Here is a 26356-nt window from a genome sequence, read left to right as displayed (position 1 = left end):
GTTACAGCACCGCACATTCGCCATGTCCGCCAAGTTTTATTTTTACTTTTTTTGGTATCTCAGGCCGCTGGCGGATCGAGAGGAGTGATGGCGCACGAAGCGCAACCGAAATTCCGAAAAACCGCCGGCGAACCCGGCGGTTTTTTTTCGCCCCGCCGCTTTCCCGTATCCGATTTGACGCAATGATTTGACTCGCGAGCCGCACCAGCCTGCACCGGGCGGCGCCTAGAACTGGAGAACCCAAGCATGCCCCCGCACAATACCGACGACGTCCGCATCCGAGAGCTGAAAGAGCTGATTCCGCCCGCGCACCTGATCCGCGAATTCGCACTCGGGGAAGCCGTGTCGGAACTCATCTACAACGCTCGCCAAGCGATGCACCGGATTCTGCACGGAATGGACGATCGCCTGATCGTCGTCATCGGCCCGTGTTCGATCCACGATACGAAAGCGGCGCTCGAATACGCGAACCGGCTCGTCGGCGAGCGCGAACGCTTCAAGAACGAACTCGAGATCGTGATGCGCGTGTACTTCGAGAAGCCGCGCACGACGGTCGGCTGGAAGGGGCTCATCAACGATCCGCATCTCGACAACAGCTTCAAGATCAACGACGGCCTGCGTATCGCGCGCGAGCTGCTGCTTCAGATCAACGCGCTCGGCCTGCCGGCCGGCACCGAATACCTCGACATGATCAGCCCGCAATACATCGCCGATCTGGTCTCGTGGGGCGCGATCGGCGCGCGCACGACCGAGTCGCAGGTGCACCGCGAACTCGCATCGGGACTGTCGTGCCCGGTGGGCTTCAAGAACGGCACCGACGGCAACGTGAAGATCGCGGTCGACGCGATCAAGGCCGCGTCGCAGCCGCACCATTTCCTGTCGGTGACGAAGGGCGGCCATTCGGCGATCGTGTCGACGGCCGGCAACGAGGACTGCCACGTGATCCTGCGCGGCGGCAAAACGCCGAACTACGACGCCGACAGCGTGAACGCCGCGTGCACGGACATCGGCCGCGCCGGTCTCGCCGCGCGCCTGATGATCGATGCGAGCCATGCGAACAGCTCGAAGAAGCACGAGAATCAGATTCCGGTATGCGCGGACATCGGCCGCCAGCTCGCGGCGGGCGACGAGCGGATCGTCGGCGTGATGGTCGAATCGCACCTCGTCGAGGGGCGGCAGGATCTGAAGGAAGGCTGCGCGCTCACCTACGGCCAAAGCATCACCGATGCATGCATCAACTGGGACGACAGCGTGACGGTGCTCGAAGGGCTCGCCGCGGCGGTAAATGCGCGGCGAGTGGCGCGCGGCAGCGGAAACTGACCACGCCGCGAGCCGGCCCGGCGCGCACGACGCCGGGCTTGTCCTGCCCGGCTCAGGGCAAGCCGGGCTTTTGCGGCTTGGCGTTGACCGGCAATCGGCCGTCAGCGTGTCACGAAAGCACGCCCGAGCCGAAGATTTCCGTATGCACGCGCTGCGGCGCGACGCCGAGCGCGACGAGCGCGTCGCACTGCGCCTTCATGAACGCCACCGGGCCGCATACGTAGTAGTTGGCATCCGGCGCGAGCGCATATTGCGCGATGCGCTCCGGCGTGAGCCGTCCCTGCACATCATGATCGACGCCCGCGCGATCATCAGGGCTGACCTGCTCGTAGAGCACCGTGCGCTTGACGTTCGCATGCTCGCGCGCCACGTCGTTCAGCCAATCGCGGAACGCATGCACCGCGCCCGATCGGCATGCGTGAATGAAGCGGATGTCGCGCGGGCTGCCATCGGCAATCAACGTCGACGCCATCGACACCATCGGCGTGATGCCGACGCCGCCCGAGATCAGCACGACCGGCGTGCCGGCCTCGCGCTTGAGCGTGAAATCGCCCATCGGCGCGGTGACCTCGACGGTCGCGCCCTCCTCGACGCCGTCATGCAGCAGCGTCGAGACCTTGCCGGCCGGCACGGCATCTGCGTGGCCGGCCTCGCGCTTGACCGAGATGCGCAACCATTTGCCGTGCGGCGCATCGGACAAGCTGTACTGGCGCGGCTGATCCACCCCGAGATCGCCGACGAAACGCTTCACCGTCACGTACTGGCCCGGCTCGAACGACGGCGCCGCGCCGCCGTCGGCGGGCGTCAGATAGAACGACGTGATCTCGTCGCTTTCGCGCACCTTGCGCACGGCCCGGAACGGCCGAAAGCCGCTCCACGCCGCGCCCGCGTACAGATTCGCCTCCGCGCCGATCAGGATCTGCGCGAGCTGGCCGTATGCGACGCGCCATGCTTCGAGCGTGTCGGCATCGACTGCGTCGCCGAGCACTTCGACGATCGATGCAAGCAGGTTCTCGCCGACGATCGGATACTGCTCCGGCCGGATGTTCAGGCTCGCGTGCTTGTTCGCGATCCGCGACACCGCACCGCTCAGCGCGCCAAGATCGTCGATGTGCGCCGCATACGCGTAGACCGCTTTCGCGAGCGTCTCGGGCTGGTTGCCGGTTTTCTGATGAGTCTGGTTGAACACATGCTTCAACTCCGGATGGCGCCCGAACATCCGGCTGTAGAAGTGTTTGGTGATCGTCACGCCGTGTTGCGCGAGAACCGGAGCGGTCGCTTTCACACGCGCCATTTGATCAGCGGTGAGTTGTGTCATCGAAGTGTTCTCCCTAAAAAGATGCTTTAAATTTACATTTTTAAAGGCGCGACATCGACGGTCAAATTGTCGCGCTGCAATATAACACCATTGATCGGAAGATTGAGCGATGCTCGCGGCGGCTTCGTGCCGCCGCGCTTACTGGGCGCGCGTGCGGTCCCACAACACGTCGGCGCCGCCCGCCGCGCGGTTCAGCACGCGCGCCAGCACGAACAGCAGATCCGACAAGCGGTTCACGTAACGGCACGGCGCGGCGCCAAGCGCCTCATGCGCGCCGAGCGCGACGATGGAGCGCTCCGCGCGCCGGCACACCGTCCGGCACACGTGCGCGAGCGCCGCGCTGCGCGCGCCGCCCGGCAGGATGAACTCCTTGAGCGGCGGCAGTTGCGCGTTGTAATGCGCAAGCCACGCGTCGATGCGCGCGAGATGCACATCGGTGATCGCCGTGTGCCCAGGTATGCACAGCTCGCCGCCCAGATCGAACAGATCGTGCTGGATCGACGCGAGCGCCGCGCGGATCTCATCCGGCAGCGGCTCGGCAAGCAGCACGCCCAGGTGCGAGTTCAATTCGTCGACGTCGCCGATCGCCGCGATCCGCGCGCCGTCCTTGCGCACGCGGCTGCCGTCGCCGAGGCCCGTCGTGCCGTCGTCGCCCGTGCGCGTCGCGATCTTGCTCAAGCGGTTGCCCATCCATGTCTCCATGATCCGCGGCGGTCCGCGCCGCGTCGGTGAAATCCCTATTATCGCAGCCGCGCTCGCGGCGAGACGCGCGCTTTCGAGCGTAGAATGATCCGGCCGCCCCAACCTGCCTCACCGCGGACTCGACGAAACGTCGATACAACAAACAACTCGCACCGGAGACGCATGTGAACCACCCCGAGCCGCCTCAACGCGCGCTGCCGGCCGGCTTCATCGACGCGCTCGCCGCGCGCTTCGGCACGCGGATGTCGACGGGCGCCGCGGTGCGCGCCCACCACGGCCGCGACGAATCGCCATTCGATCCGCAATGGCCCGACGCCGTGGTATTCGCGCAAACGCTCGACGACGTGCGCGACGCCGTGCTGCTCTGCGCGCGCCATGACGTACCGCTGATTCCCTACGGCGCCGGCTCGTCGCTCGAAGGCCATCTGCTTGCCGTGCGCGGCGGCGTGTCGGTCGATTTGTCCGGGATGAACCGTGTGCTGTCGATTGACGCGGAAGACCTCACCGCGACCGTCGAGCCCGGCGTCACGCGCAATGCGCTGAATGCCGCGCTGCGCGATACGGGCCTGTTCTTCCCGATCGATCCCGGTGCGGATGCAAGCCTCGGCGGAATGACCGCGACGCGCGCATCGGGCACGAACGCGGTGCGCTACGGCACGATGCGCGAGAACGTGCTGGGCTTGAGCGCAGTGCTCGCGGACGGCCGTGTCGTGAAAACCGGCACGCGCGCGCGCAAATCGTCGGCGGGCTACGATCTGACGCGGCTGTTCGTCGGCTCGGAGGGCACGCTCGGCGTCATCGTCGACGTCACGGTGCGGCTGCATCCGTATCCGGAAGCGATTTCGGCGGCAGTCTGCGCGTTCCCGTCGATGAGCGCGGCGGTGCGCACCGTGATCGAAACGATCCAGACCGGCGTGCCGATCGCGCGCGTCGAATTCGTCGACGCGCTCGCGATTCGCGCGATCAATCGCACCGCGCATCTCACGCTGGCCGAGGCGCCGACGCTCTTCTTCGAATTCCACGGCACCGACGCGGGCGTGCGCGAGCAGGCGCAGCAGGTCGAGGCGCTCGCCGCGCAGAATGCCGGCTCGGGCTTCGAATGGGCGACGCGCCCCGAAGACCGCACGCGCCTCTGGTCCGCGCGTCACCATGCGTACTTCTCGATGCTGCAACTCAAGCCCGGCTGCCGCGCGGTGACGACCGACGTGTGCGTGCCGATCTCGCAGCTTGCCGCGTGCGTCGAGCAAACCGAGGCTGATCTGAACGCTTCGTCGCTGCTGTGCCCGATCGTCGGCCATGTCGGCGACGGCAACTTCCACGTGCTGATGCTCACCGATCCGAACAAGCCCGAAGAGTTCGCCGAGGCGGAAGCGCTGAACGACCGGATCGTCGCGCGCGCGCTGCGCATGGGCGGCACCTGCACGGGCGAGCATGGCGTCGGGCTGCACAAGATGCGGTTTCTCGCCGCCGAGCACGGCGAATGCGCGCTCGATGCGATGCGCGCGATCAAGCGCGCGCTTGATCCGCGCAATCTGATGAATCCCGGCAAGATCTTCACGATGGACGACGCATGACAACAACGACCGCAAGCCGCCGCCCGATGCCGCCGACCCACCCCGAGGAGCAGACATGAACGCCCCCGACGCGCTGTCGGCCGAGTTGCGCACGCAGCGCCAGCGCGAAGTCGTGCAGGCGCTGATGGCCGTGCTGCCGACCCATTGCCTGCTGTACCGCGACGAGGACACCGCCGCGTATGAATGCGACGGCATGTCCGCATACCGGCGGCTGCCGCTCGCCGTCGCGCTGCCGGAAACCGAATCGCAGGTGCAGCGCATCGTGCAGATCTGCCACCGGCTCGACGTGCCGATCGTGCCGCGTGGCGCGGGAACCAGCCTGTCCGGCGGCGCGCTGCCGATCACGCTCGGCGTCGTGCTGTCGCTCGCGCGGCTCACGAAGATTATCGAGGTCGATTCATACGCGCGCACGGCAACCGTGCAGCCCGGCGTGCGCAATCTCGCGATCTCCGAGGCCGCCGCGCAATACGGGCTTTACTACGCGCCCGATCCGTCGTCGCAGATCGCCTGCACGATCGGCGGCAACGTCGCGGAGAATTCGGGCGGCGTCCATTGCCTGAAGTACGGGCTCACGGTGCACAACGTGATGCGCGTGCGCGGCGTGACGATCGACGGCGAAATCGTCGAATTCGGTTCGCTCGCGCTCGACACGCCGGGGTTCGATCTGCTCGCCGTGACCATCGGCAGCGAAGGCATGTTCGTCATCGTCACCGAGGTCACGGTCAAGCTGATCCCGAAACCTCAAACCGCGCAGCTCGTGATGGCGAGCTTCGACGACGTCGTCAAGGGCGGCGACGCGGTAGCGGCGATCATCGCGTCCGGCATCGTGCCGGCCGGCCTCGAAATGATGGACAAGCCTGCGACGCAGGCAGTCGAGGCATTCACGCAGGCGGGCTACGATCTGGACGCCGCCGCGATCCTGCTGTGCGAATCGGACGGCACGCCGGAGGAAGTGGCCGAGGAAATCATGCGAATGACCGCCGTGCTGCGCGAGCACGGCGCGACGCGCATCCAGGTGTCGCGCAGCGAGCGCGAGCGGCTGCGCTTCTGGTCCGGCCGCAAAAACGCGTTTCCAGCCGCCGGCCGGATCTCGCCCGACTATTACTGCATGGACGGCACGGTGCCGCGCCGCGCGATCGGGCCGCTGCTCGCGCGCATCGAGCAGATGGAAGCGCGCTACGGGCTGCGTTGCATCAACGTGTTCCACGCGGGCGACGGCAACATGCATCCACTGATTCTGTTCAACGCGAACGACCCCGACGAGCTGCACCGCGCGGAGGCGTTTGGCGCGGACATCCTGGAGACCTGCGTCGAGCTGGGCGGCACGGTGACGGGCGAGCACGGCGTCGGCGTCGAGAAACTGAACGCGATGTGCGTGCAGTTCTCGCAAGCGGAACGCAACGCGTTCTTCGCGGTCAAGCGCGCGTTCGATCCGCCCGGCCTGCTCAATCCCGACAAGGGCATTCCGATCCGCGCGCGCTGCGCCGAATACGGGCGGCAGCACGTGCGCGGCGGGCTGTTGCCGCACCCCGAACTGCCGCGCTTTTGACGGCGCGCGCACGCGCGTTGCCGCCGGCCTTGCCTGGCTTGCCAATCGCCCGGCCAGCCAGGGCAGCCGGCTGGCCGCCGCAAGCCTTCCCGCCCGGCCGCAACGGTGAAGTTTCTAAGGGGTTCGCCCAACTGTACGATCGCAACAGCCCGGTAGAATCGACCGAACGATCAACGCACCGATACGCGATGGAACAGGACGATATCGTCGCCGACTGGGCGGCGCGCATCCGCGAGGCCGCGGCAAACCGCCAGGCGCTGCGAATCCGCGGCGGCGGCACGAAGGATTGGTATGGCCAGGCGCTCGACGGCGGGATTCTCGACACCCGCGTATACCAGGGCATCGTGTCATATGACCCCGCCGAGCTTGTCGTCACCGCGCGCGCGGGCACGCCGCTTTGCGAGATCGAAGCGGCGCTCGGCGAATGCGGCCAAATGCTGCCGTTCGAGCCGCCCCACTTCGGGCGCGGCGCGACGATCGGCGGCGCGATCGCGACGGGCCTCGCCGGCCCGCGCCGCGCGAGCACCGGCGCGCCGCGCGATTTCATGCTCGGCGTCACGCTGCTCGATGGGCGCGGCGACGTGCTGCGATTCGGCGGGCAAGTGGTGAAAAACGTCGCGGGCTACGATGTATCGCGGCTGATGGCGGGCGCGCTCGGCACGCTCGGCCTGATGCTCGAGGTGTCGGTCAAGGTGTTGCCGCTGCCCGCCACCGAAGTCACACTGAAGTTCGACATGAACGCGACCGACGCGGTTCGTAAGCTCAACGAATGGGCGGGCCGCCCGTTTCCGCTGTCCGCGAGCGCGTGGCGCTACGACACGCTCGTGCTGCGCCTATCCGGCGCGGAAACCGCGGTCAAGAGCGCGAAAACCGCGCTTGGCGGCGAAGCGGTGGACGCGGTCGAGGCCGAACGTTTCTGGGAAGGGGTGCGCGAGCAGAGCGATCCGTTCTTCGCGTCGCTCGCGCCCGGCCACGCGCTATGGCGCTTGTCGCTGCCGTCGATCACCGAGCCGCTGCACTTGCCCGGCTTGCAAATGATGGAATGGGGCGGCGCGCAGCGCTGGTGGATCACCGACGCCGACGCGCAGACGGTGCGCATGAGCGCGAAACAGGCGGGCGGCCACGCGACGCTGTTCCGCTCGAGCGGCAGCTACGACCGCAGCGCGGGCACCTTCACGCCGCTGCCCGCGCCGCTGATGAAAATCCATCGCGGCCTGAAGGCCGCCTTCGATCCGGCGCGCGTGTTCAACCGCGGCCGGCTCTATTCCGATCTCTGAGGCCGGCATGCAGACGAATCTCGCCGATTTCATCCGCGACACGCCCGATGGCGACGATGCCGATGCGATACTGCGCAAATGCGTGCACTGCGGCTTCTGCACCGCAACCTGCCCGACCTATCAAATGCTCGGCGACGAACTCGACGGCCCGCGCGGGCGCATCTACCTGATCAAGCAGATGCTCGAAGGCGCGAGCGTCACGCGCAGCACGCAGCAGCACCTGGACCGCTGCCTCACGTGCCGGAGCTGCGAGACGACATGTCCGTCGGGCGTGCAGTACGGCCGGCTCGTCGAGATCGGCCGCAAGATCGTCGAAACGAAGGTGCCCCGCACGCTGTCGCAACGGCTGCTGCGGCGCGCGCTCGCGAGCTTCGTGCCGAACGCGGCGGTGTTCGCGCCGATGATGCGGCTCGGCCAGCATGTGCGGCCGCTGCTGCCCAGGCGGCTGCGCGACAAGGTGCCGCCGCGCGCGCGCCTGCTCGCGTGGCCGAGCGCGCCACACGCACGCAAGGTGCTGATGCTCGCCGGCTGCGTGCAGCCGGCGATGATGCCGAACATCAATATCGCGACCGCGCGCGTGCTCGACGCGCTCGGCATCGAAACCGTCATCGCGCCCGAGGCCGGCTGCTGCGGCGCGATCCGGCTGCATCTGGGCTTTCACGACGAAGCGCTGAGCGACGCGCGCCGCAATATCGACGCATGGTGGCCGCACGTCGAGCGCGGCGTCGAGGCGATCGTCATGAACGCGTCGGGGTGCGGCGCGACGGTGCTCGAATACGCGCACCTGCTGCGCGGCGACGCGGCGTATGCCGACAAGGCGCGCCGCATCGTCGAGCTGACGAAGGATCTTTCCGAGCTGCTCGGCAACTTCGAGCCCGAGCTTGCCACGCTCGCGCGGCGGCGCGGCATCCATACCGTTGCTTATCACCCGCCCTGCACGCTGCAGCATGGCCAGCAATTGCGCGGGCACGTCGAGCATCTGCTCGAATCGCTGGGCATCGAAGTCCACCTGCCCGCCGACAGCCATCTATGCTGCGGCTCGGCCGGCACCTACTCGCTCACGCAGCCGTCGCTCGCCTACAAGCTGCGCAAACAGAAAATCGCGAAGCTGCAGGCGACCGAGCCGCAAATGATCGTATCGGCGAACATCGGCTGTATCGCGCATTTGCAAAGCGGTACGCAGGTGCCTGTCGTGCATTGGGTGCAACTCGTGGATACGCTGCTGCATGAATGAGCGCGGACGGAAATTCGCAGTTCGCAGTTCGCAGTTCGCAGTTCGCAGTTCGCAGTTCGCAGTTCGCAGTTCGCAGTTCGCACGCAGTATCGATCATGTGCCCGCGGCCGGCATGCGCATCCGGCATCCGCTACCGCGTGCCGACTGCCGTGCAACGGCGCGCGTCGCCCGCATGTCCGTATAATTCCCGCATTTCCCGCGCGCCTCGGCACGCTGCCCGGCGCGCGCCACGTTCCGTTCGTTCTGCCATGTCCGATCTCGCCGCCCGTCTCGCCTCCGTTCACTGCCGCATCGACAGCGCCGCGCGCGCGGCCGGCCGTGAGCCGAATTCGGTCACGCTCGTCGCCGTGTCGAAGACGTTCCCCGCCGACGCGGTGCGCGCCGCGCATGCCGCCGGCCAGCGCGCATTCGGCGAGAACTACGTGCAGGAATCGATCGACAAGATCGACGCGCTCGCCGATCTGCGCGCCGCGCTCGAATGGCATTTCATCGGGCCGCTGCAATCGAACAAAACGCGCGCCGTCGCCGAGCGCTTCGACTGGGTGCACACGATCGACCGGCTGAAGATCGCGCAGCGCCTCTCGGAACAGCGGCCCGCGCATCTGCCACCGCTCAACGTGTGCGTGCAAGTGAATATCAGCGGCGAGGCGTCGAAAAGCGGCGCGTCGCCCGACGACGCGGCCACGCTCGCGCGCGCGATCACCGCGCTGCCCGCGCTGCGGCTGCGCGGCCTGATGGCGATTCCCGAACCCGCCGGCGATCCCGACGCGCAGCGCGCGCCGCATCGCGCGCTGCGCGCGCTGTTCGAGCGGCTGTGCGCGGACGGGTTCGCGCTCGATACGCTGTCGATGGGCATGTCGGCCGATCTCGAAGCCGCGATCGCCGAAGGCGCGACGATCGTGCGGATCGGCACGGCGATCTTCGGTGCGCGCGACTACGCGCACTGAATCCGCCGCCTTTCTTCCTTTCTGTTTGTTACCGGCTCCATCATCATGAAAATCGCATTCATCGGCGGCGGCAATATGGCCGCCGCGTTGATCGGCGGACTCGTCAAGCGCGGCGTCGCGGCGCTCGACCTGCTTGCCGTCGACGTCAACGAAGACGCGCGCCAGCGCGCGCAAGCGCAATTCGGTGTGCGCACGGCCGCCGCGATCGACGCCGCGATCGCCGGCTACGACGCGATCGTGCTCGCTGTCAAGCCGCAAGTGCTCAAGGACGTCGCAGCCGCGCTCGCGCCGCACCTGTCGACGCAGTTGGTCATCAGCATCGCGGCCGGGATTCGCGGCGCGGACCTGTCGCGCTGGCTGGGCGGCTATGCGCGCGTGGTGCGCGCGATGCCGAATACGCCGGCGCTCGTCGGCATGGGCGTGACGGGACTCGCCGCGCTACCAGACGTCGACGCGGCGGAGCGCGAACTCGCATCGAAGGTGCTCGGCGCGGTCGGCGAGACGGTATGGTTCGACGACGAAGCGCGGCTCGACGCGGTCACCGCGATTTCGGGCAGCGGCCCGGCCTACGTGTTCTACTTCATCGAAGCGCTACAGGAAGCGGCGCGCCAGCTCGGAATGAACGACGAACAAGGCCGCGCACTCGCCGTCGCGACGTTTACGGGCGCGGCGCAGCTTGCCGCGCAGTCCGGCGAGCCGGCGAGCGTGTTGCGCGAACGCGTGACCTCGAAGGGCGGCACGACGGCCGCCGCGCTCGCATCGTTCGACGCGCAGGACGTCAAGCAAGCGATCGTGCGCGGCGTGCTCGCCGCGAATGCACGGGCAAAGGAGATGGGGGACGAACTGGGCGGCGCGTGATACGTAGGCAGCGCAGGCGGGATGCGATGCGCATGCCGCGAGCCGTGCGCTCATACGCGTGGCTCGCGGCGCCGCACGCACTTCGCCGGTGCGCGGCGCAACCACCGCTGCATTGCTCATCCAGTGCCGGCCAAGACCGTCGATACACATCGCGCGCCGCCGCCGATGCGTTTGCCCGCCACATTCGATGCGTGCGACGGCCGTTTATCAAAGTTTTCCGCCGGCTTTGAGCTTATACGACTTGTTTTCTTCGGATTCGGTATCCGGAAACGGCACGAATTTGATCTCGATCGGATATCTTCCCCGGTTCTTGAGGAAATAGGTTTTTCTGCTGTTCGTCATCTGGGTGTCGGGATGCATCTCCGGAAATGCCCGGATCAACATGTGCTCGTAATCGTACCGATGGCCGTCGAGAAAAATGGTGGTACGGTTGCCGTTATAGCGCCGCTCGTATTCCCATGCCGCCGCACCGTGATTGCGGTATCGCACGAATCCGACATAGGCGTGCGCGCCCTTGAGCGCGCCGCGCGGAATACACAGCTCGAAACAGGCGCCCTGCCGCTGCTGAAACCGCTTCCTGACGTCTTTCGACACGCCTACGTAAGCGTCGCGCCCGTTCACCACCAGGTATATGCCGGGCTCGCTCACGATTTCGTCGGGAATGCTCGTCGATTCGCCCGCGTGCTCCGGAATCATGCTTTCAAGCATGGCGACATAGTCCAGCACGTATTCGATAACCGCCATCTTTTGTCCTCCGTCCGATAGTCGCGTAGAGCTACCGTAGAAGGACGCGCATATTCGCCGGTTGTGAAATCGCGCCCGCCAGCGGCGCGGGATAACGGGGCGCGACGCCGCACAACCCAACACAACGCGGCGGAGCGCGGGCGCATCGCCGTGCCGCGCACCCGGCCGTGCGCGCGTGAGCGCGGCAAACGGGCCGTCATCAACGGTGCGTGCGCCACGCGTAACGCGTGGACAGCAAGCGGCGCGGCAGCGAGCGGGAGGCACGATGGAGCCGCGTCAATTCTCTTGCCGCCATGCGTGTGCGCAGCCGTATCCGGCGCCGAACCCGCCCGCGCTCATGCCACCCGCTGCCCGGCGACATAGGTGGCGCGAGGCACCGGCAACGCGCGCTGCATCGCGACGCGCACGAAATCCGCGCGCAGCCCCGGCGCGATCTCGCCGCGATCGGCCAGCCCCGTCTTGCGCGCCGGCTCGAGCGACACCGTCGCGATCGCGCGCGGCAGGCTCCAGCCGGCGTTGTACGTGAGGTTGAACGCCGCGCTCAACAGGCTCGACGGCACGTAATCCGACGACAGGATGTCGAGCAGCCCGGCCTGCGCGAGCGCCAGCGCCGACACGTTGCCCGAGTGCGAGCCGCCGCGCACCAGATTCGGCGCGCCCATGATCGTCGCGATGCCTCGCGCGTGCGCCGCCTCGGCAGCGGCGAGCGTGGTCGGAAACTCGGCAAGCGCGATCCCTTCGGCCGCGGCCTGCTCGACATGCTCGACGAGCGTGTCGTCATGACTCGCGACGGGCACGCCGAGCGCCTGACAACGTGCGATGATCGCGCGCCGGTGAACCTCGGCGTAACGCTGCTGCTCGCCGGCAAGCTCGGCGAGCATCGTCGCGGCTTCCTCATCCGTCCACGTCTTGTGCCGCTCCTGATAGCGGCGCCATTGCTGCGGGTCCTGCCACTGCCGCTGCCCCGGCGTGTGATCCATCACCGATGCGAGCCGCAGGCGCGGGTGCCGCGCCAACGCGTCGAACACGTCGACGACATCGCCGGTCGCCACTTCGCAACGTAAATGCAAGAAGTGCTCGGCACGCAGCAGACCGTCGCACGTGAAGCGCTCGATCGCATCCGCACAGCGCGTTTGCACGTCGCGGCCGCGCACGCCGACGTTCAAACGCGTGCCGATCGCGAGCGCGTCGAATACGGTGGTGATGCCCGCCGCCGCGATCTGCGCATCGTGTGTGACGAATGCCGCATCGATATCCCAATACACGCCCGGGCGCGGCGCGAGATGTTTTTCGAGATTGTCCGTATGCATCTCGACGAGCCCCGGCAGCAGATAATCGCCGCCCCAGTCTTGCGCGTCGCGCGAGGCGGTCGTACCGCGCGACACCGCGCGAATCGTGCCGCCCGCGAGTTGCACGGTGCCGACGAAGACGTCGTCGCGCGTGACGACACGCGCATTGGTAATCAACATCGCTCGCTCCGATGGATACATCGCTTGATGACGGAAAATCACGCCGGGCGCCGCGACGGCGCACGCAATTCGAAACAACGCGTGGCGACCCGCTCGCGCATCGCATCATCGTGGAAAATGCCAACGATCGCGGCGCCGCGCCGCCGCGCCTCGACGATCAGCTCGGCGACGACGTCGCGATTGGCTGCATCGAGCGACGCGGTGGGTTCATCGAGCAACAGGATCGGCTGCTCGGCAATCAGCCCGCGCGCGATGTTCACGCGCTGCTGCTCGCCGCCGGAAAACGTCGCGGGCGCAAGCGGCCATAGACGCTCGGGCACGTTCAAGCGCGCGAGCAGGCTCGCCGCGCGCTCGCCCGCGTCGCGCTCGGCCACGCCGCGCGCGATGAGCGGCGCGGCCACCAGCGCGAGCGCGGGCACGCGCGGAATCGCACGCAGGAACTGGCTGACGTGGCCGATCACGTCGCGCCGCAAGCGGATCACGTCGTGTGCGCCAACGTGGGTCAGCACCACATGATCGCCCGGGCGTGGCCCCGTGCGCACCGCGATCGCCCCCGCGCTCGCCAGATAATTGCCGTACATGCATCGCAGCAGCGTGCTCTTGCCCGCGCCGGACGGCCCCGTCAGCGCGACGCATTCGCCTGCGCAAACGTCGATCGACACTTGCGACAGCGCGTCGATCGTCACGCCGCCCTGCCCGTGCAGCGTAAAAATCTTGGACACGCCGTGCGCGTGCAGCATCAGCGCGGCGTTGCCGGCGAATGCGCGCGCGGGCGCGAACGATTCGATCATGGGCATGGCGAACCTCATACCGGTAACACGGACGATACGAGCATCTGCGTATAAGGGTGTTGCGGATCGTCGAGCACCTGATCGGTCAGCCCCGCCTCGACGATCTTGCCATGCTGCATCACCATCAGCCGATGCGCGAGCAGCCGCGCGACACCGATATCGTGCGTGACGATCAGCATCGACAGCGACAATGTCGACGTCAGCGTGCGCAGCAAGTCGAGCAGCCTCGCCTGCACCGATACGTCCAGGCCCGCCGTCGGCTCGTCCATGAACACGAGGCGCGGCTGCGTCACGAGATTGCGCGCGATCTGCAACCGCTGCTGCATGCCGCCCGAGAACGTCGTCGGCAGATCGTCGATGCGCTGCGCTTGCAGCTCGACGCGCGCCATCCAATCAGCGGCGCTCGCGCGCAGCCGCCCGTAATGACGCGCGCCGAGCGCCATCAGCGGCTCGCCGATATTCGCGCCGGCCGAAACGTCGGCGCGCAGCCCGTCGCGCGGATTCTGCGTGACGAAGCCCCACTCGGTGCGCATCAGATGCCGCCGCTGCGGCTCGGCGAGCGCGAGCAGATCGACGCGCGCGCCGTCGCGGCCCGTGTAATGCAGCGTGCCCGCATCCGCGGCGGTTTGCAGCGACAGCACGTTCAGCAACGTCGTCTTGCCGGACCCCGATTCGCCGACGATGCACAGCACCTCGCCCGGATACAGTTCGAAGCTCGCGTTCGCGAAACCGTTTCGTCCTCCAAAACGCTTCGTCAGACCGCATGCGCTCAATAGCGGCGTCATGTCGTTTCTCCGGCCGGCTGCTCGATGCCGGCGCGCGGCGGCGGCCGCATATCGGCACCGTCGAGGCCGCCGGCGCCGACGGCTTGCGCCGCATCGCCGCCGCGCCGGCTTTCGCAGTAGTCGCTGTCCGAGCAGACGAAACGGCGGGTGCCGTGATCGTCGACGATCATTTCGTCGAGAAAGCTTTCGCGCGAGCCGCACAGCGCGCATGCGGCGTCCCAACGCTGGATCTCGAACGGATGATCGTCGAAATCAAGACTCACGACTTTCGTGTACGGCGCGATCGCGTAGATGCGCCGCTCTCGCCCCGCGCCGAACAGTTGCAGCGCGGGGTTCATGTGCAGCTTGGGGTTGTCGAACTTCGGAATCGGCGACGGCGACATCAGATAGCGGTCGTTGACGATCACCGGATAGTTGTATGTCGTCGCGATGCGGCCGTGGCGCACGATGTCTTCGTACAGCCGCACATGCATCAGCCCATAGTCGGCAAACGCATGCAGCTTCGCGCACTCGGTCGTGCGCGGCTCGAGCCTGAAGAGCGGCTCGGGCATCGGCACTTGGTAGATCAGGATCTGCCGCTCGGTCAACGGCTTCTCCGGTATGCGGTGACGCGTCTGGATGATCGACGCGTCGGCCGTTCTGGTTGTCGTCGCCACGCCCGCGCAGCGCGCGAAGAAGCGGCGTATGTTGACTGCGTTCGTCGTTGCGTCGCAGCCCTGATCGATGACTTTCAGTGTATCGCCCGTGCCGATCAGCGCGGCCGTCACCTGGATGCCGCCCGTGCCCCAGCCAAACGGCAGCGGCATCTCGCGCGACGCGAACGGCACTTGATAGCCGGGCACCGCGACGGCCTTGAGCAGCGCGCGGCGGATCATCCGCTTGGTCTGCTCGTCGAGGTACGCGAAGTTGTAGCCGGACGCGACGTCCGCGTCTGCGCCGTCGGCCGCGTTCATCGTGTTCGGCATGCTCGTGCAAGCCGGATCGGGCGCGTTCATCGCGATGAGTCCTCGTGGGCCGCGCGCGGCGCGGCGGCGTGCGGTTCATTTCCGTTCGCGCGCGCCGCATGCATCGCGTGTTGCGCACGCATCCGGCGCACGAGTTCCAGCTCGGACTGGAAATCGACATAGTGCGGCAACTTCAGATGCTGAACGAAGCCGGACGCTTCGACGTTATCACTATGCGCCAGCACGAACGCCTGATCCTGCGGCGGCTGCGTCACGTCTTCGCCAAGTTCAGGCGCGCGCAGCGCGCGATCGATCAGCGCCATCGCGATCGCCTTGCGCTCGGCGTGACCAAACGCGAGGCCGTAGCCCTGCGTGAAGCGCGGCGGTTCGCCGTTGCCACCTGCGAATTGATTGATCATCTGACATTCGGTCACGTCGATCTCGCCGATTTCGATCGCCTCGCCGCCCAATTCGTCGAGCGACATCTCGACGGCGACCGTCCCGTAGCGCAGCTCGCCCGCGAACGGATGCGTGTTGCCATAGCCTCGCTGCGTCGCATAGCCCATCGCCAGCAGGAAGCCTTCGTCGCCGCGCGCGAGATTCTGCAACCGCGTGGCGCGATCCGCGGGAAACGCAAGCGGCTCGCGCGACAGATCGCCCGGCGCCGGCGCGCCGGGCGTCGGCCGCTCCTGTTCGATCAGCCCCTCGTCGTTCAGCAGCGCGACGATGCGCGGCGCCGGCTGCGTGCCGTCGAGCGGCGGCCGATCCTCGGCGCATGCCGCTCGTGCGCCGGGCGCGGGCGCCTCGTCTCGTTCGTCTCGTTCGTCTCGTTCGTCTCGTTCGTCTCGCTCGGCGAGCAGCGCGAAGTCGAGCAAGCGTTGTGTGTAGTCGTAGGTCGGGCCGAGCAGTTGTCCGCCCGGCACGTCCTTGAACGTGGCGGAAATCCGCCCGTCGAGCCGCATCGCACCCGTATCGATCGGCAACGTATAGCCAAAGCGCGGCAGCGTCGTGCGGTACGCGCGCAGCAGAAATATTGCCTCAACGAGATCGCCCGCCGCCTGCTTGATCGCGAGCGCCGCCAGCGTTTCGTCGTACAGCGCGCCTTCCGTCATCACGCGCGCGACCGCCAGACGCTGCTGCTCGCGAATTTGCGCGACGCTCAACTCCGGCACCGCCGGATCGCCGCGCCGCGCTTTGTCCAGCAAACGCCACGATGCCTCGATCGCGCGTTCACCGCCTTTCACCGCGACATACATCAGTGCGCCTCCACGTGCGTCGTGCGCGGCAGGCCGATGCACGCGTCGCCGCAAACGAGATAACAATCGATGCCGCAAGGAAAATGCGGGGCGAATTCGGCGCGCTCGCGCCAGAACGCGGCGGGCAGGCCCGCGGGCGCGATCGTGCAGGTGTGCCGGATGCCTGGTCCGCGCAGCGCCAGCGGCGTGCCGCCCGTCAGCGACGCGACGCGCACGAACAGCGTGACCGCTTGCTCGGGCGCCAGCGCGGCGCCGCTCGAAAAGCGGCGCAACGGCAGCAGCGTGGCGGGATCGTCGACATACGCGAACTGCGCAGCGCTTGGATCGTCGACGACCGGCGCGCCGGTATGAAAACGCAGCGCCGACGCGAGCGCGGCGTCCGGCGTGCCGAGAAAAACCGGCGTCGAGTCATCGCACAGCGCGAGCAATGCCGCGAATGCCGCAGGCGCCGCGCGTACCGGCCGCGACGCATCGGCGCGCGCGAGCGCGACGCGGCCCGTCGTACCCGGCCGCGCGAGCGCGTCGAGCAGCGCGCGGAACGCGCGCTGCGTGTCGTGCACCGGATCAGCGAAACCTAGCGCAACGTCGGTCAGGGAAATCAGCGTATCGGCCATCGTCATTCGCCCCGCACCATCGTGAAAAATTCGACGCGCGTGGCCGCGGCGTCGCGCGCGCGGGCTGCGCGCCGTTGAGCCAGCCGCGCGCGATATGGCGCAATCACCTGCGCTTCGACGCGCGCGCGGTACGCCGGCAATTGCAGCAGCGCATCGGCAAGTGCGGCCAGCTCCGCGCGGCGCTTGTCGCGGCCCAACTGATACGCGATGCCGAGCACCGTGGGCGCGCCGTCGTGCGCGAGCCGCAGCACCGCGCGCGTGACGCTCGCCTCGCCGAGATTGAACGGATCGCCCGTGCCGCCGATGCGGCCGCGCACCATCGCAAGCCCGGTCTCGGGCGGGCGCAGCCAGTCGTATCCTGGCGCCGGCGCACCGGCAAGCGCCTGCTCGAGCGAGCGCTCGAGTTCGTCGCGGGGCATGCCCGCCAGCAACGCGAGCCAATCGCGCCGCGCGGCGAACGAAGGAGAAGCGGAGGATGTCGTCATCGAAGCTCCGTCGTGATCGGCTGCTCAATGCATCAATGCTTGATGTCGGCGAATCGGTTGCCTGATTTAACCATCTATTTGTCTAAACGTCTAGACGTCTGGATGTAAAACGAGGCAATGCAAATTAGCTGGCATGATTCATCGAATTGCCGTCGGCCGCGCACTACAATGCGGCGAAGACAGTAATTGGAACGCAAAGGAATGACAGCACCATGACATCCGCCGCCCCCTCCGTCCAGGATTCGCCGCTCGAGCGCGGCAGCGGCGTCTCGGTCTGGCGGCAGATCGAGCAGATTCTCGCCGCGGAAATCGCCGCGAACGGCTTCGGCGAAAACGGACGGCTGCCGAGCGAGGGCGAGCTTGCGAAGCGTTTCGACGTCAACCGGCATACGGTGCGGCGCGCGATGCTCGGCCTGGCCGCATCCGGGCTCGTCAGCGTCGAACAGGGCCGCGGCACGTTCGTCCAGCCGGGTGCGATCGATTACACGATCGGCCGCCGCACGCGCTTTACCGAGAACCTGAACCGCCATCACCAATCGGCAACCGGCCGCATGCTGTCGGCCGAGCGCGTGAAGGCCGATCCGGCGGCCGCGCGCGCGCTCGGCCTGCGCGCGGCCGCTTACGTGTACCGGATCGAGTCGATACACGAAGCGGATGGCGTCGCGCTCACCTACGCGAAAAGCGTCTACCCGGCCGCCCGCTTCGCGGAGCTGCCCGCCGTGCTCGATCGGCACGAGCGCATCACCGACGCGCTCGCCGAATACGGCGTCACCGACTATCTGCGCAAATGGAGCCGCATCGGCAGCGTGCTGCCCGACGCGTCGATCGCGCGGCGTCTGAACGTCAACAAGCAGCAGCCCGTGCTGTGGGTCGAAAACGTCGACGTCGATCTCGACGGCACGCCGATCAAATACGGCACGACCTATTTCGCCGCGGACCGCGTGCAATTGCTGGTCGAAAACGACACGGCGCCCGGCCATGCGCGTTGAGCCCGCCGGCCACGCGCACGCTCGCGCATGGTCCGAACACGCGCGCTTTGCGATCTACTATGCGCCGCCGCGCACATCCGCATGGTGGCAAGCAGGCTGCGCATGGCTCGGCCGCGACCCCGAGGACGGCACGGCGCTCACGCCGCCGCAACCGGCCTCGCTCGCGCGGCGCGTCGAGGCGCTGACGCTCGCGCCGCGCCGCTATGGCTGGCACGCAACGCTCGTCGCGCCATTCGCGTTGCGAACCGGCGTCACGCCCGACGGTCTCGTCGCCGCGGCCACCCGCTGGGCGCGCGACTGCGCGCCGTTCTGCGTCGCAGTCGACATCGCGGCGCTCGGCTCGTTCGTCGCGCTGCGGCCCGCGACCGAACACGGCGACGCGAAGCTGCGAGCGCTCGCGGCGAGCGCGCTCCATGCGTTCGCGCCGCTGCGCCGCCCGCCATCCGATGCGGAGCGCGAAAAACGCCGCGCCGCGCCGCTGAGCGCGCGCCAGCGCGCGCTGCTCGACATATGGGGATATCCGTATGTGCTCGACGAATACCGGTTTCATATGACCCTGTCCGATTCGCTCGCCGACCCCGCCGAGCGCGATGCGCTGATCGACTGGTGGCGCACGGCGGCCGCGCCGCTCGGGCCGCTGCCCGTCGATCACGCCGCGCTGTTCGTCGAGCCTGAGCCGGGCGCGCCGTTCGTGCTGTGCAAGCGCGTGCCGTTCGGCGGGCGGGCCGAACCGGCTGCCGGTGGCAACGAGGCGCAAGCATGAGCGTCGAGCGACGGAGAAGCGGCGAACGGCACCGCACGCGAGCGCATGGCAGGCGGCAACACGAACGATGAAAATGCGAAAGACGGGGCCGCGCGGAATCGAAGCGCGCCGGAAAAATCCGCTGGCGGGCACACCGGGCAAACGCTCGGCGCGCGGCTCGCGCGCAGCGTCGAATGGACATTGCCGGCCGGCACCGCGCTCACGACGCTCGGCAATTCCGGCCCGCTCGACGCTGCCGGCACTGCGCTTATCGAGCTGTTGCGCGACCTCGTCCGACGCGCGGTCCGACGCGCTGCGCGTGCCGTCACAACGCGGCCGTCGCGTAATGCGCGGCAATCCCGGCGAACAGCGCGCCGCCCAGCCAATTGTTGTGCCTGAACGCCGCGAAACACAACATCCGCTCGCGGTCCTTGATCAGCGTGTAGTGATAAGCCGCGCAGCCAGCCGCCGCCACCCACCCCGCCCAGTAGAACGCGCCTAGGCGCAGCACCGCGCCGAGCCACACGTAGATGCCGAGCATCGCCGCATAGCACAGCATGATCACCAGCACGTCGAAGCGGCCGAACGTGATCGCCGACGTGCGCATGCCGATCTTGATGTCGTCGTCGCGATCGACCATCGCGTAAGCCGTGTCATACGCGATCGCCCAGAACACGTTCGCGGCCAGCATCACCCACGCGATGGCGGGCACTGCGTCCAGCGCGGCCGCGAACGCCATCGGAATGCCAAAGCCGAACGCGATGCCGAGATACGCCTGCGGAATTGCGAAGAAACGCTTCATGAACGGATAAGTCGCCGCCACGAACACGGCAACGACCGATAGCTCCTTCGTCAGCGCATTGAGCGGCAAGATCAGCAAGAACGATACGAGCGTCAGGCCCACGGCGATCGCCACGGCTTCCCATGCGTGGATCTTGCCCGACGTGAGCGGCCGCTCGGCGGTGCGCTTCACGTGGCGGTCGAAATCGCGGTCCGCATAATCGTTGATCGCGCAGCCGGCCGAGCGCATCAGAATCGTGCCGATCACGAAGATCACGACGAGCGACGGCAACGGATGGCCGTCCGACGCGATCCACAGCGCGTTGAGCGTCGGCCACAGCAGCAACAGGCTGCCGATCGGCTTGTCCATCCGGATCAGCCGCAAATAAAGGGGAAAACGGGCAAGCATCGGGCAAGCGGGCGGGACGCCGTCGAACATAATCCCGGCATTGTAGAACCCGGCAGGATTTGCCGCAAAAACGCGGCCGCCGGCATAGCCGGATCGAAGCGCCAGGGTATGCGAAGCTCAAAAGCGAACCCGCGCGCGGCGGCTGACGGGCCGCGCGCTCGAAACCGCCCGCCGGCTAACGCGCCGCCGGCTCGTGATCGACGATCGCATCCTCCGGCCGCAGCACGCGGCCGCCTTGCGTGCGCGGCGTCATCACCGCGACCGGCCGGCCGCTGCGCCGGTCGACAAGCTGCGAATGCGCCTCGTTGGCCCCATACAGATGCGATTCGCCCCATTGCCGCAACGCGACGACCACCGGAAAAAGCGCCCGCCCCTTGTCCGTCAGCACGTATTCCTGATACGCGGAGCCGTCGGACGCAGGCACCGGTTCGAGCACGCCCTCGTCGACCAGCATCTTCAGCCGGTCGGCCAGCATATTGCGGGCGATGCCGAGATTGCGCTGGAATTCGCCGAAGCGGCGCATTCCGTCGAACGCGTCACGCACGATCATCAGCGACCAACGGTCGCCGATCGCGTCCACCGCGCGTGCGACGGGGCACGCGTCGGCACTCATGTCTTTACGTCGGGCCATGCTGTCGAGGAAATGGGGACCGAAATGCGCCGCGCCGGGCCGCGTGCATCGTGATCGATGTGTTACATTCTAAAACTTTGCCGGGCAAAGGCCGCATCGAATCGATCGAAAGCGGACTCGCGCACTCAACCCCAGCCGGCTGTCATGCAAGCAGCGAACGCAGCATCCATGCGGTCTTTTCATGTGTCTGCAGGCGTTGGGTCAGCAGGTCGGCGGTCGGCTCGTCACTCGCGGCCTCGGCGGCCGGGAAGATCGCACGCGCGGTGCGCACCACGGCCTCGTGCCCTTCGACGAGCTGGCGGATCATCTCGTCGGCGGCCGGCACTCCGTCAGCCTCCGGAATCGACGACAGCTTCGCGAACTCGCGATACGTGCCGGGCGCGACGACGCCGAGCGTGCGAATCCGTTCGGCGACGAGATCGACGGCAAGCCATAGCTCGTTGTACTGCTCCTCGAACATCAGGTGCAGCGTGTTGAACATCGGGCCGGTCACGTTCCAGTGGAAATTGTGCGTCTTCAGATACAGCGTGTAGGTATCGGCGAGCAGGCGCGAGAGCCCTTCCGCGATCTTCTTGCGATCCTTGTCGCTGATGCCGATGTTGATCTGGGTAGCGTTTCCTTTCTTGACCATATCGCTGACTCCTTGTCGATGTGAATGGAACCGGCACGGCACGCGGTGGCGGCTCGAGCCGCCGCGCGCCTCAAGCACGCTGTTCCGCCGAGTTTAACGTAGAACCGGTCCCGTGCCATTGCGCAAAACCGGCGTGGCGGGCGTCAGCCGAAATGCCGGGCGAGCTGCGCGATCAGCGCGGCCGCGCCGCTGCCCGCAATCGCGAAGCCGATCAGGCGGCGCACCGCGGCAGCCGCAAGCGCACGGGATTGAATCGCAGGCGGGCGCCGGACTACTGCCCGCCAGTCGAGCGTCGATGGGTTCATGTTCATCCTCCTTCGCATACGGAACGATGTTCCGCGTTGGCGCATGCCGCCGCGCATCGTTCGATCCTGCTGCCTTCGCCGACGCGGCGGGTTGCAAGAGCAGCAAATCCGGCGCCGGCCAAACCGGCGCAGCGTCGGCGTGCCGGCAACGGCGACAGCAACGGCAACGGCGACAGCGACAGCGACAGCGACAGCGACAGCGACAGCGACAGCCTATGCGCATGCCGAACGGCCTTGGCCGCCTCGCGTCGGCCCCGTCGGCCTGGGCAGCCTACGAAAGAATTTTATATTTATCTATCGAATTTATGTTTTGATTAAATTTATCTATTCAATAGGCAAGACTATAACCGGGGCGCGCCCCGGTTCGCCGGCCGCTATGCGGCGCTCAGTTGACCGTCGCCGGGATGTCGAGCTTTGCCACGCCGGGCAGCGCGCACGCGCTGATTGCATCGCTGATCGCGTCGATCGCCGGCATCCGCGTGAAACTCTTGCGCCACACGAGCACGACGCGCCGGTCAGGAACCGGTTCGTCGAACGGCACATAAGAGAGCAGATCGGCATCCGCGCCGCTGCCGTGAGGGCCGAGCTGCGCGACCGACATCCGCGGCAATACCGTGATCCCCACGCCGCTTGCCACCATGTGGCGGATCGTCTCGAGCGACGAGCCCTCGAAGGTCTTCTGGATACCGTCGGCCGTCTGCGAGAAGTGCATCAGCTCCGGACACACGCCAAGCACGTGGTCGCGAAAGCAATGGCCGCTGCCAAGCAGCAGCATCGTCTCCTGCTTCAGATCGGCCGGGTCGATCTTGCGGCGCTTCTCCCACGGGTGCCCTGCCGGCAGCGCGACGACGAACGGCTCGTCGTACAACGGCCGCACCGTCAGGCCCGTCTCGGGAAACGGCAGCGCCATGATCGCCGCGTCGATCTCGCCCTGCTTCAACAGTTCGAGCAGCTTCAGCGTGTAGTTCTCCTGCAGCATCAGGGGCATCTGCGGAACACTGCGGATCATCTGCTTGACGAGCGTGGGCAGCAGGTACGGCCCGATCGTGTAGATCACCCCCAGCCTGAACGGCCCGACGAGCGGGTCTTTGCCCTGCTTGGCGATTTCCTTGATCGCGAATGTCTGCTCGAGCACGCGCTGCGCCTGCGTGACGATCTGGTCGCCAACCGGCGTCACACTCACTTCGCTCGCGCCGCGCTCGAAGATTTGTACGTTCAATTCGTCCTCGAGCTTCTTGATCGCCACTGACAACGTCGGCTGACTGACAAAGCATGCCTCGGCAGCCCGGCCAAAATGCCGTTCGCGGGCGACCGCGACGATGTATTTCAATTCGGTAAGCGTCATCGTGAGTTAATCAATCGTTTCGTGACGATAGATTAAATTTATACACCGATTGGGCCGATTCGCCAACCTCTGTGCATAAGACACGCTGCCGCATCGCGCCGCTTCGCCCGCTCGCTCAGGCTTTCAGATACTGCTCGCGCGCGCCGAGCCAGCGCGCGAGATGCTGCGCGACAACCTCCGGGTAGCCGGCGATGAGCCGCGCCGCCGCTTCCCGCGCCGGCTCGATCAGCCAGCCGTCGTGCTCCAGATCGGCAAAGCGCAGCATCGCCGCGCCCGACTGGCGCGCGCCGAGAAACTCGCCGGGCCCGCGGATTTCGAGATCGCGCCGGGCGATCTCGAAGCCGTCAGTCGTCTCGCGCATCGTCTTGAGCCGCGCGCGGCCCGCGATCGACAGCGGCCCGCTGTACATCAGCACGCACACCGAAGCCGCTGTGCCGCGCCCGACCCGGCCGCGCAACTGATGCAACTGCGCAAGCCCGAAGCGCTCCGCGTGCTCGATGACCATCAGCGACGCGTTCGGCACGTCGACGCCGACCTCGATCACCGTGGTCGCGACGAGCAGTTGCACGTCGTTGCGCGAGAACGCGTCCATCACGGCCGCCTTGTCGGCGGGCGGCAGACGGCCGTGGACCAGGCCCACCTTCAACTCGGGCAGCGCGGCGGCGAGCGTCTCGTAGGTTTCGACCGCTGTTTGCAACTGCAGCGTCTCGCTCTCCTCGATCAGCGGGCACACCCAGTACACCTGCCGCCCGGCGAGCGCCGCCTCGCGCACACGGCTGATCACTTCGTCGCGCCGCGCATCGGAGACGAGCCGCGTGAGAACGGGCGTGCGCCCGGGCGGCAGTTCGTCGATCGTCGACACGTCGAGGTCCGCGTAATACGTCATCGCGAGCGTGCGCGGAATCGGCGTGGCCGACATCATCAGCTGATGCGGCTGGAAGCCCGCCGCGCCGTCTGCCGCGTTGGCCGCCTTCGCGCGCAGCGCGAGCCGCTGCTCGACGCCGAAGCGATGCTGTTCGTCGACGATCACGAGCCCGAGCCGCGCGAACTCGACCGTATCCTGGATGATCGCGTGCGTGCCGATCACGAGCTGCGCGGTGCCGAGCGCGGCCGCCTCGATCGCCGCGCGTTTGTCCTTCGCCTTCAGGCTGCCCGCGAGCCACGCGACTGACACGCCGAGCGGCTCGAGCCAGCCGCGCAGCTTGCGCGCGTGCTGCTCGGCGAGGATCTCGGTCGGCGCCATCAGCGCGGCTTGATAGCCGGCGTCGATCGCCTGCGCGGCGGCGAGCGCCGCAACCACCGTCTTGCCGCTGCCGACATCGCCTTGCAGCAGCCGCTGCATCGGGTGCGGCTCGGTCAGATCGCGCGCGATCTCGGCAACGACGCGCTCCTGCGCCGCCGTCAGCGCGAACGGCAGCGCCGCGTAAAGACGCGCGGACAGCGACGCCGCATCCGAGGCCGAAGCATCGCGCGCGCGGCGCGGCATCGCGGGCGCGGCGCGCGTGCGGCGCTCCTCGTGCGCGCGCTTGAGCGACAACTGCTGCGCGAGCAGTTCGTCGAACTTGATGCGGGTCCACGCGGGATGCGAGCCGTCCATCAGCGCGGCTTCGTCCGAATCGGCGCGCGGATGATGCAGGATTTTCACGGCCTGCGCGAGCGACGGCACGCCAAGCGGCTTCAGATACTCGCGCTCGATCTCGGGCGGCAGGATTTCCGGCAACGGCGTGCGCTCGAGCGCGTTGTCGATCGCCTTGCGCAGATACGCCTGCGACACGCCCGCCGTGCTCGGATAAACGGGTGTCAGCGCCTGCGGCAACGGCGTGTCGGCATCGACGACCTTCACCGCCGGATGCACCATCTCCAGGCCGAAGAAGCCGCCGCGCACGTCACCGCGCACGCGCAGCCGGCGCCCCGTCGCCATCTGGCTCGCCTGCGAGCCGTAGAAGTTCAGAAAGCGCAGCACGAGCTGCGCGCCGTCGTCGTCGCGCAGCTTCACGACGAGCTGGCGGCGCGGCCGGTACGTGACTTCACTGTCGAACACGACGCCTTCGGTCTGCGCGGTTTCGCCGGGCAACAATTCGCCGATCGGCGTGAGGGCCGTTTCGTCCTCGTAGCGCATCGGCAGATGAAGCACGAGGTCAATCGAGCGCGTGAGGCCGAGCTTCGCGAGCTTGTCGGCGGTCTTGAGCGGTTTCGATGCGGGTTTGGCGGCCGCTTTCGCGTTGGACGTGTCGGCGGCGGCAACGGTAGCGCCAATGGCAGCGCCCGCGGCGGCGGCGGAGGGCAAAGCCGATGCTGGCGATGCCGCAGCCGGCTTCGATCCGGATTGGGCCGCCCGCCTGCGGCCCGGCGCCGCGGGCGAGTCTGCCGCGCCGCTCTGCCCGCCGGCCGGCGCGACACGCCCGCCAGTCGTGCGGCCGCGCCCCATCGCGGCACGGCGCGGCGCGCCGGCGTCGGCGGTCGCCTGAGCTGACACGGCATCGCCGTCGAACACATCGGCTTCGGCTGGATCGGCAATGGAACGGCGAACGGGTACGGGCATCGGTCAGAAAAGGCTTCGTCGAGCAAGTACAATAGCGGCTTTCACGTCACGCGGACGCACCACGCCGGCCAACCGCGCAACCCCGCCATCATAGCGGCTCGCGCACGCCGCCACG

The 26356-nt window shown here is 67.4% G+C and carries 25 protein-coding genes; 9 read left to right on the top strand and 16 right to left on the bottom strand.

What is annotated here, in order from left to right; translation table 11 throughout:
- The first annotated feature begins 246 nt into the window (after window positions 1-246).
- On the top strand, window positions 247-1320 hold the full coding sequence (gene aroG, locus WS68_RS01675) for a 3-deoxy-7-phosphoheptulonate synthase AroG (RefSeq protein WP_059569132.1): 1074 nt from the start codon (window positions 247-249) through the stop codon (window positions 1318-1320).
- A gap of 109 nt (window positions 1321-1429) precedes the next feature.
- On the opposite strand, the gene hmpA is transcribed toward aroG, so the two are convergent.
- Window positions 1430-2719 carry an NO-inducible flavohemoprotein gene (gene hmpA, locus WS68_RS01670; protein WP_442857140.1) on the bottom strand — a complete coding sequence of 430 codons (1290 nt, stop codon included), beginning with the start codon at window positions 2717-2719 and terminating at the stop codon, window positions 1430-1432.
- A gap of 57 nt (window positions 2720-2776) precedes the next feature.
- A complete protein-coding gene (locus WS68_RS01665; protein WP_059569193.1) occupies window positions 2777-3328 on the bottom strand; it encodes a cob(I)yrinic acid a,c-diamide adenosyltransferase in 552 nt (183 codons plus the stop codon).
- Window positions 3329-3504: 176 nt separating this feature from the next.
- Between WS68_RS01665 and WS68_RS01660 the strand changes: the two genes are divergently transcribed.
- The 6 genes from WS68_RS01660 (at window position 3505) to proC (ending at window position 10779) form a co-directional block, all read left to right on the top strand.
- The gene (locus WS68_RS01660) at window positions 3505-4914 is read left to right on the top strand and encodes an FAD-binding oxidoreductase (RefSeq protein WP_059569130.1); all 1410 of its coding nucleotides are present in this window, start codon (window positions 3505-3507) and stop codon (window positions 4912-4914) included.
- A 55-nt stretch (window positions 4915-4969) separates the two neighbouring features.
- Window positions 4970-6463, top strand: coding sequence for an FAD-linked oxidase C-terminal domain-containing protein (locus WS68_RS01655; RefSeq protein WP_059569129.1), 1494 nt, complete (start codon window positions 4970-4972; stop codon window positions 6461-6463).
- Window positions 6464-6651: 188 nt separating this feature from the next.
- Complete coding sequence (gene glcE / locus WS68_RS01650; RefSeq protein WP_059569128.1) at window positions 6652-7740, top strand: glycolate oxidase subunit GlcE; 1089 nt, start codon at window positions 6652-6654, stop codon at window positions 7738-7740.
- A 7-nt stretch (window positions 7741-7747) separates the two neighbouring features.
- Window positions 7748-8974 carry a glycolate oxidase subunit GlcF gene (gene glcF, locus WS68_RS01645; RefSeq protein WP_059569127.1) on the top strand — a complete coding sequence of 409 codons (1227 nt, stop codon included), beginning with the start codon at window positions 7748-7750 and terminating at the stop codon, window positions 8972-8974.
- 248 nt (window positions 8975-9222) lie between these two features.
- Window positions 9223-9921 carry a YggS family pyridoxal phosphate-dependent enzyme gene (locus WS68_RS01635; protein WP_059569125.1) on the top strand — a complete coding sequence of 233 codons (699 nt, stop codon included), beginning with the start codon at window positions 9223-9225 and terminating at the stop codon, window positions 9919-9921.
- A 45-nt stretch (window positions 9922-9966) separates the two neighbouring features.
- On the top strand, window positions 9967-10779 hold the full coding sequence (gene proC, locus WS68_RS01630) for a pyrroline-5-carboxylate reductase (protein ID WP_059569124.1): 813 nt from the start codon (window positions 9967-9969) through the stop codon (window positions 10777-10779).
- A 207-nt stretch (window positions 10780-10986) separates the two neighbouring features.
- On the opposite strand, the gene WS68_RS01625 is transcribed toward proC, so the two are convergent.
- From WS68_RS01625 to phnG, 8 genes are all read right to left on the bottom strand, one after another.
- Window positions 10987-11523: a hypothetical protein gene (locus WS68_RS01625; RefSeq protein WP_059569123.1), complete on the bottom strand. Its 537-nt coding sequence runs from the start codon at window positions 11521-11523 to the stop codon at window positions 10987-10989.
- Window positions 11524-11858: 335 nt separating this feature from the next.
- The gene (locus tag WS68_RS01620; protein ID WP_059569192.1) at window positions 11859-12992 is read right to left on the bottom strand and encodes an alpha-D-ribose 1-methylphosphonate 5-triphosphate diphosphatase; all 1134 of its coding nucleotides are present in this window, start codon (window positions 12990-12992) and stop codon (window positions 11859-11861) included.
- Between the two features lie 38 nt (window positions 12993-13030).
- Complete coding sequence (gene phnL, locus WS68_RS01615) at window positions 13031-13801, bottom strand: phosphonate C-P lyase system protein PhnL (protein ID WP_059569122.1); 771 nt, start codon at window positions 13799-13801, stop codon at window positions 13031-13033.
- Window positions 13798-14568: a phosphonate C-P lyase system protein PhnK gene (gene phnK, locus WS68_RS01610; protein WP_059569121.1), complete on the bottom strand. Its 771-nt coding sequence runs from the start codon at window positions 14566-14568 to the stop codon at window positions 13798-13800. Before phnK ends, phnL begins: the two co-directional genes overlap by 4 nt.
- On the bottom strand, window positions 14565-15563 hold the full coding sequence (locus WS68_RS01605) for an alpha-D-ribose 1-methylphosphonate 5-phosphate C-P-lyase PhnJ (protein WP_082709748.1): 999 nt from the start codon (window positions 15561-15563) through the stop codon (window positions 14565-14567). The genes phnK and WS68_RS01605 overlap by 4 nt, the downstream gene beginning before the upstream one ends.
- Window positions 15560-16768 carry a carbon-phosphorus lyase complex subunit PhnI gene (locus WS68_RS01600; RefSeq protein ID WP_059569120.1) on the bottom strand — a complete coding sequence of 403 codons (1209 nt, stop codon included), beginning with the start codon at window positions 16766-16768 and terminating at the stop codon, window positions 15560-15562. The genes WS68_RS01605 and WS68_RS01600 overlap by 4 nt, the downstream gene beginning before the upstream one ends.
- Window positions 16768-17388 (bottom strand): phosphonate C-P lyase system protein PhnH, encoded by a 621-nt coding sequence (gene phnH / locus WS68_RS01595; protein WP_059569119.1) that lies wholly within the window; start codon window positions 17386-17388, stop codon window positions 16768-16770. Before phnH ends, WS68_RS01600 begins: the two co-directional genes overlap by 1 nt.
- On the bottom strand, window positions 17385-17867 hold the full coding sequence (phnG, locus tag WS68_RS01590; RefSeq protein ID WP_059569118.1) for a phosphonate C-P lyase system protein PhnG: 483 nt from the start codon (window positions 17865-17867) through the stop codon (window positions 17385-17387). Before phnG ends, phnH begins: the two co-directional genes overlap by 4 nt.
- 212 nt (window positions 17868-18079) lie before the next feature.
- Here phnG and phnF point away from each other — a divergent pair, with 212 nt between their 5' ends.
- Together phnF and WS68_RS01580 are read left to right on the top strand one after the other, a co-directional pair.
- Window positions 18080-18856: a phosphonate metabolism transcriptional regulator PhnF gene (phnF, locus tag WS68_RS01585; protein ID WP_059569117.1), complete on the top strand. Its 777-nt coding sequence runs from the start codon at window positions 18080-18082 to the stop codon at window positions 18854-18856.
- On the top strand, window positions 18846-19619 hold the full coding sequence (locus WS68_RS01580; protein ID WP_059569116.1) for a DUF1045 domain-containing protein: 774 nt from the start codon (window positions 18846-18848) through the stop codon (window positions 19617-19619). Before phnF ends, WS68_RS01580 begins: the two co-directional genes overlap by 11 nt.
- A 304-nt stretch (window positions 19620-19923) precedes the next feature.
- On the opposite strand, the gene ubiA is transcribed toward WS68_RS01580, so the two are convergent.
- The 6 genes from ubiA to recG form a co-directional block, all read right to left on the bottom strand.
- Window positions 19924-20787, bottom strand: a complete 864-nt coding sequence (gene ubiA / locus WS68_RS01575; RefSeq protein WP_059569190.1) for a 4-hydroxybenzoate octaprenyltransferase — start codon at window positions 20785-20787, stop codon at window positions 19924-19926.
- Window positions 20788-20962: 175 nt separating this feature from the next.
- Window positions 20963-21418: a winged helix-turn-helix transcriptional regulator gene (locus tag WS68_RS01570; RefSeq protein WP_059569115.1), complete on the bottom strand. Its 456-nt coding sequence runs from the start codon at window positions 21416-21418 to the stop codon at window positions 20963-20965.
- A gap of 142 nt (window positions 21419-21560) precedes the next feature.
- Window positions 21561-22049 (bottom strand): non-specific DNA-binding protein DpsA, encoded by a 489-nt coding sequence (gene dpsA / locus WS68_RS01565; protein ID WP_059516036.1) that lies wholly within the window; start codon window positions 22047-22049, stop codon window positions 21561-21563.
- A gap of 143 nt (window positions 22050-22192) precedes the next feature.
- A complete protein-coding gene (locus tag WS68_RS27160) occupies window positions 22193-22354 on the bottom strand; it encodes a hypothetical protein (RefSeq protein ID WP_156429304.1) in 162 nt (53 codons plus the stop codon).
- Window positions 22355-22739: 385 nt separating this feature from the next.
- Window positions 22740-23699 (bottom strand): hydrogen peroxide-inducible genes activator, encoded by a 960-nt coding sequence (locus WS68_RS01555; RefSeq protein WP_059569113.1) that lies wholly within the window; start codon window positions 23697-23699, stop codon window positions 22740-22742.
- Between the two features lie 115 nt (window positions 23700-23814).
- Window positions 23815-26241 carry an ATP-dependent DNA helicase RecG gene (gene recG / locus WS68_RS01550; protein WP_059569112.1) on the bottom strand — a complete coding sequence of 809 codons (2427 nt, stop codon included), beginning with the start codon at window positions 26239-26241 and terminating at the stop codon, window positions 23815-23817.
- Window positions 26242-26356: the final 115 nt, after the last annotated feature.

Origin of the sequence: Burkholderia sp. TSV86 (assembly GCF_001522865.1) — a bacterium.
GTDB lineage: Bacteria > Pseudomonadota > Gammaproteobacteria > Burkholderiales > Burkholderiaceae > Burkholderia.
This window is presented reverse-complemented; position numbering and strand designations above follow the sequence as displayed.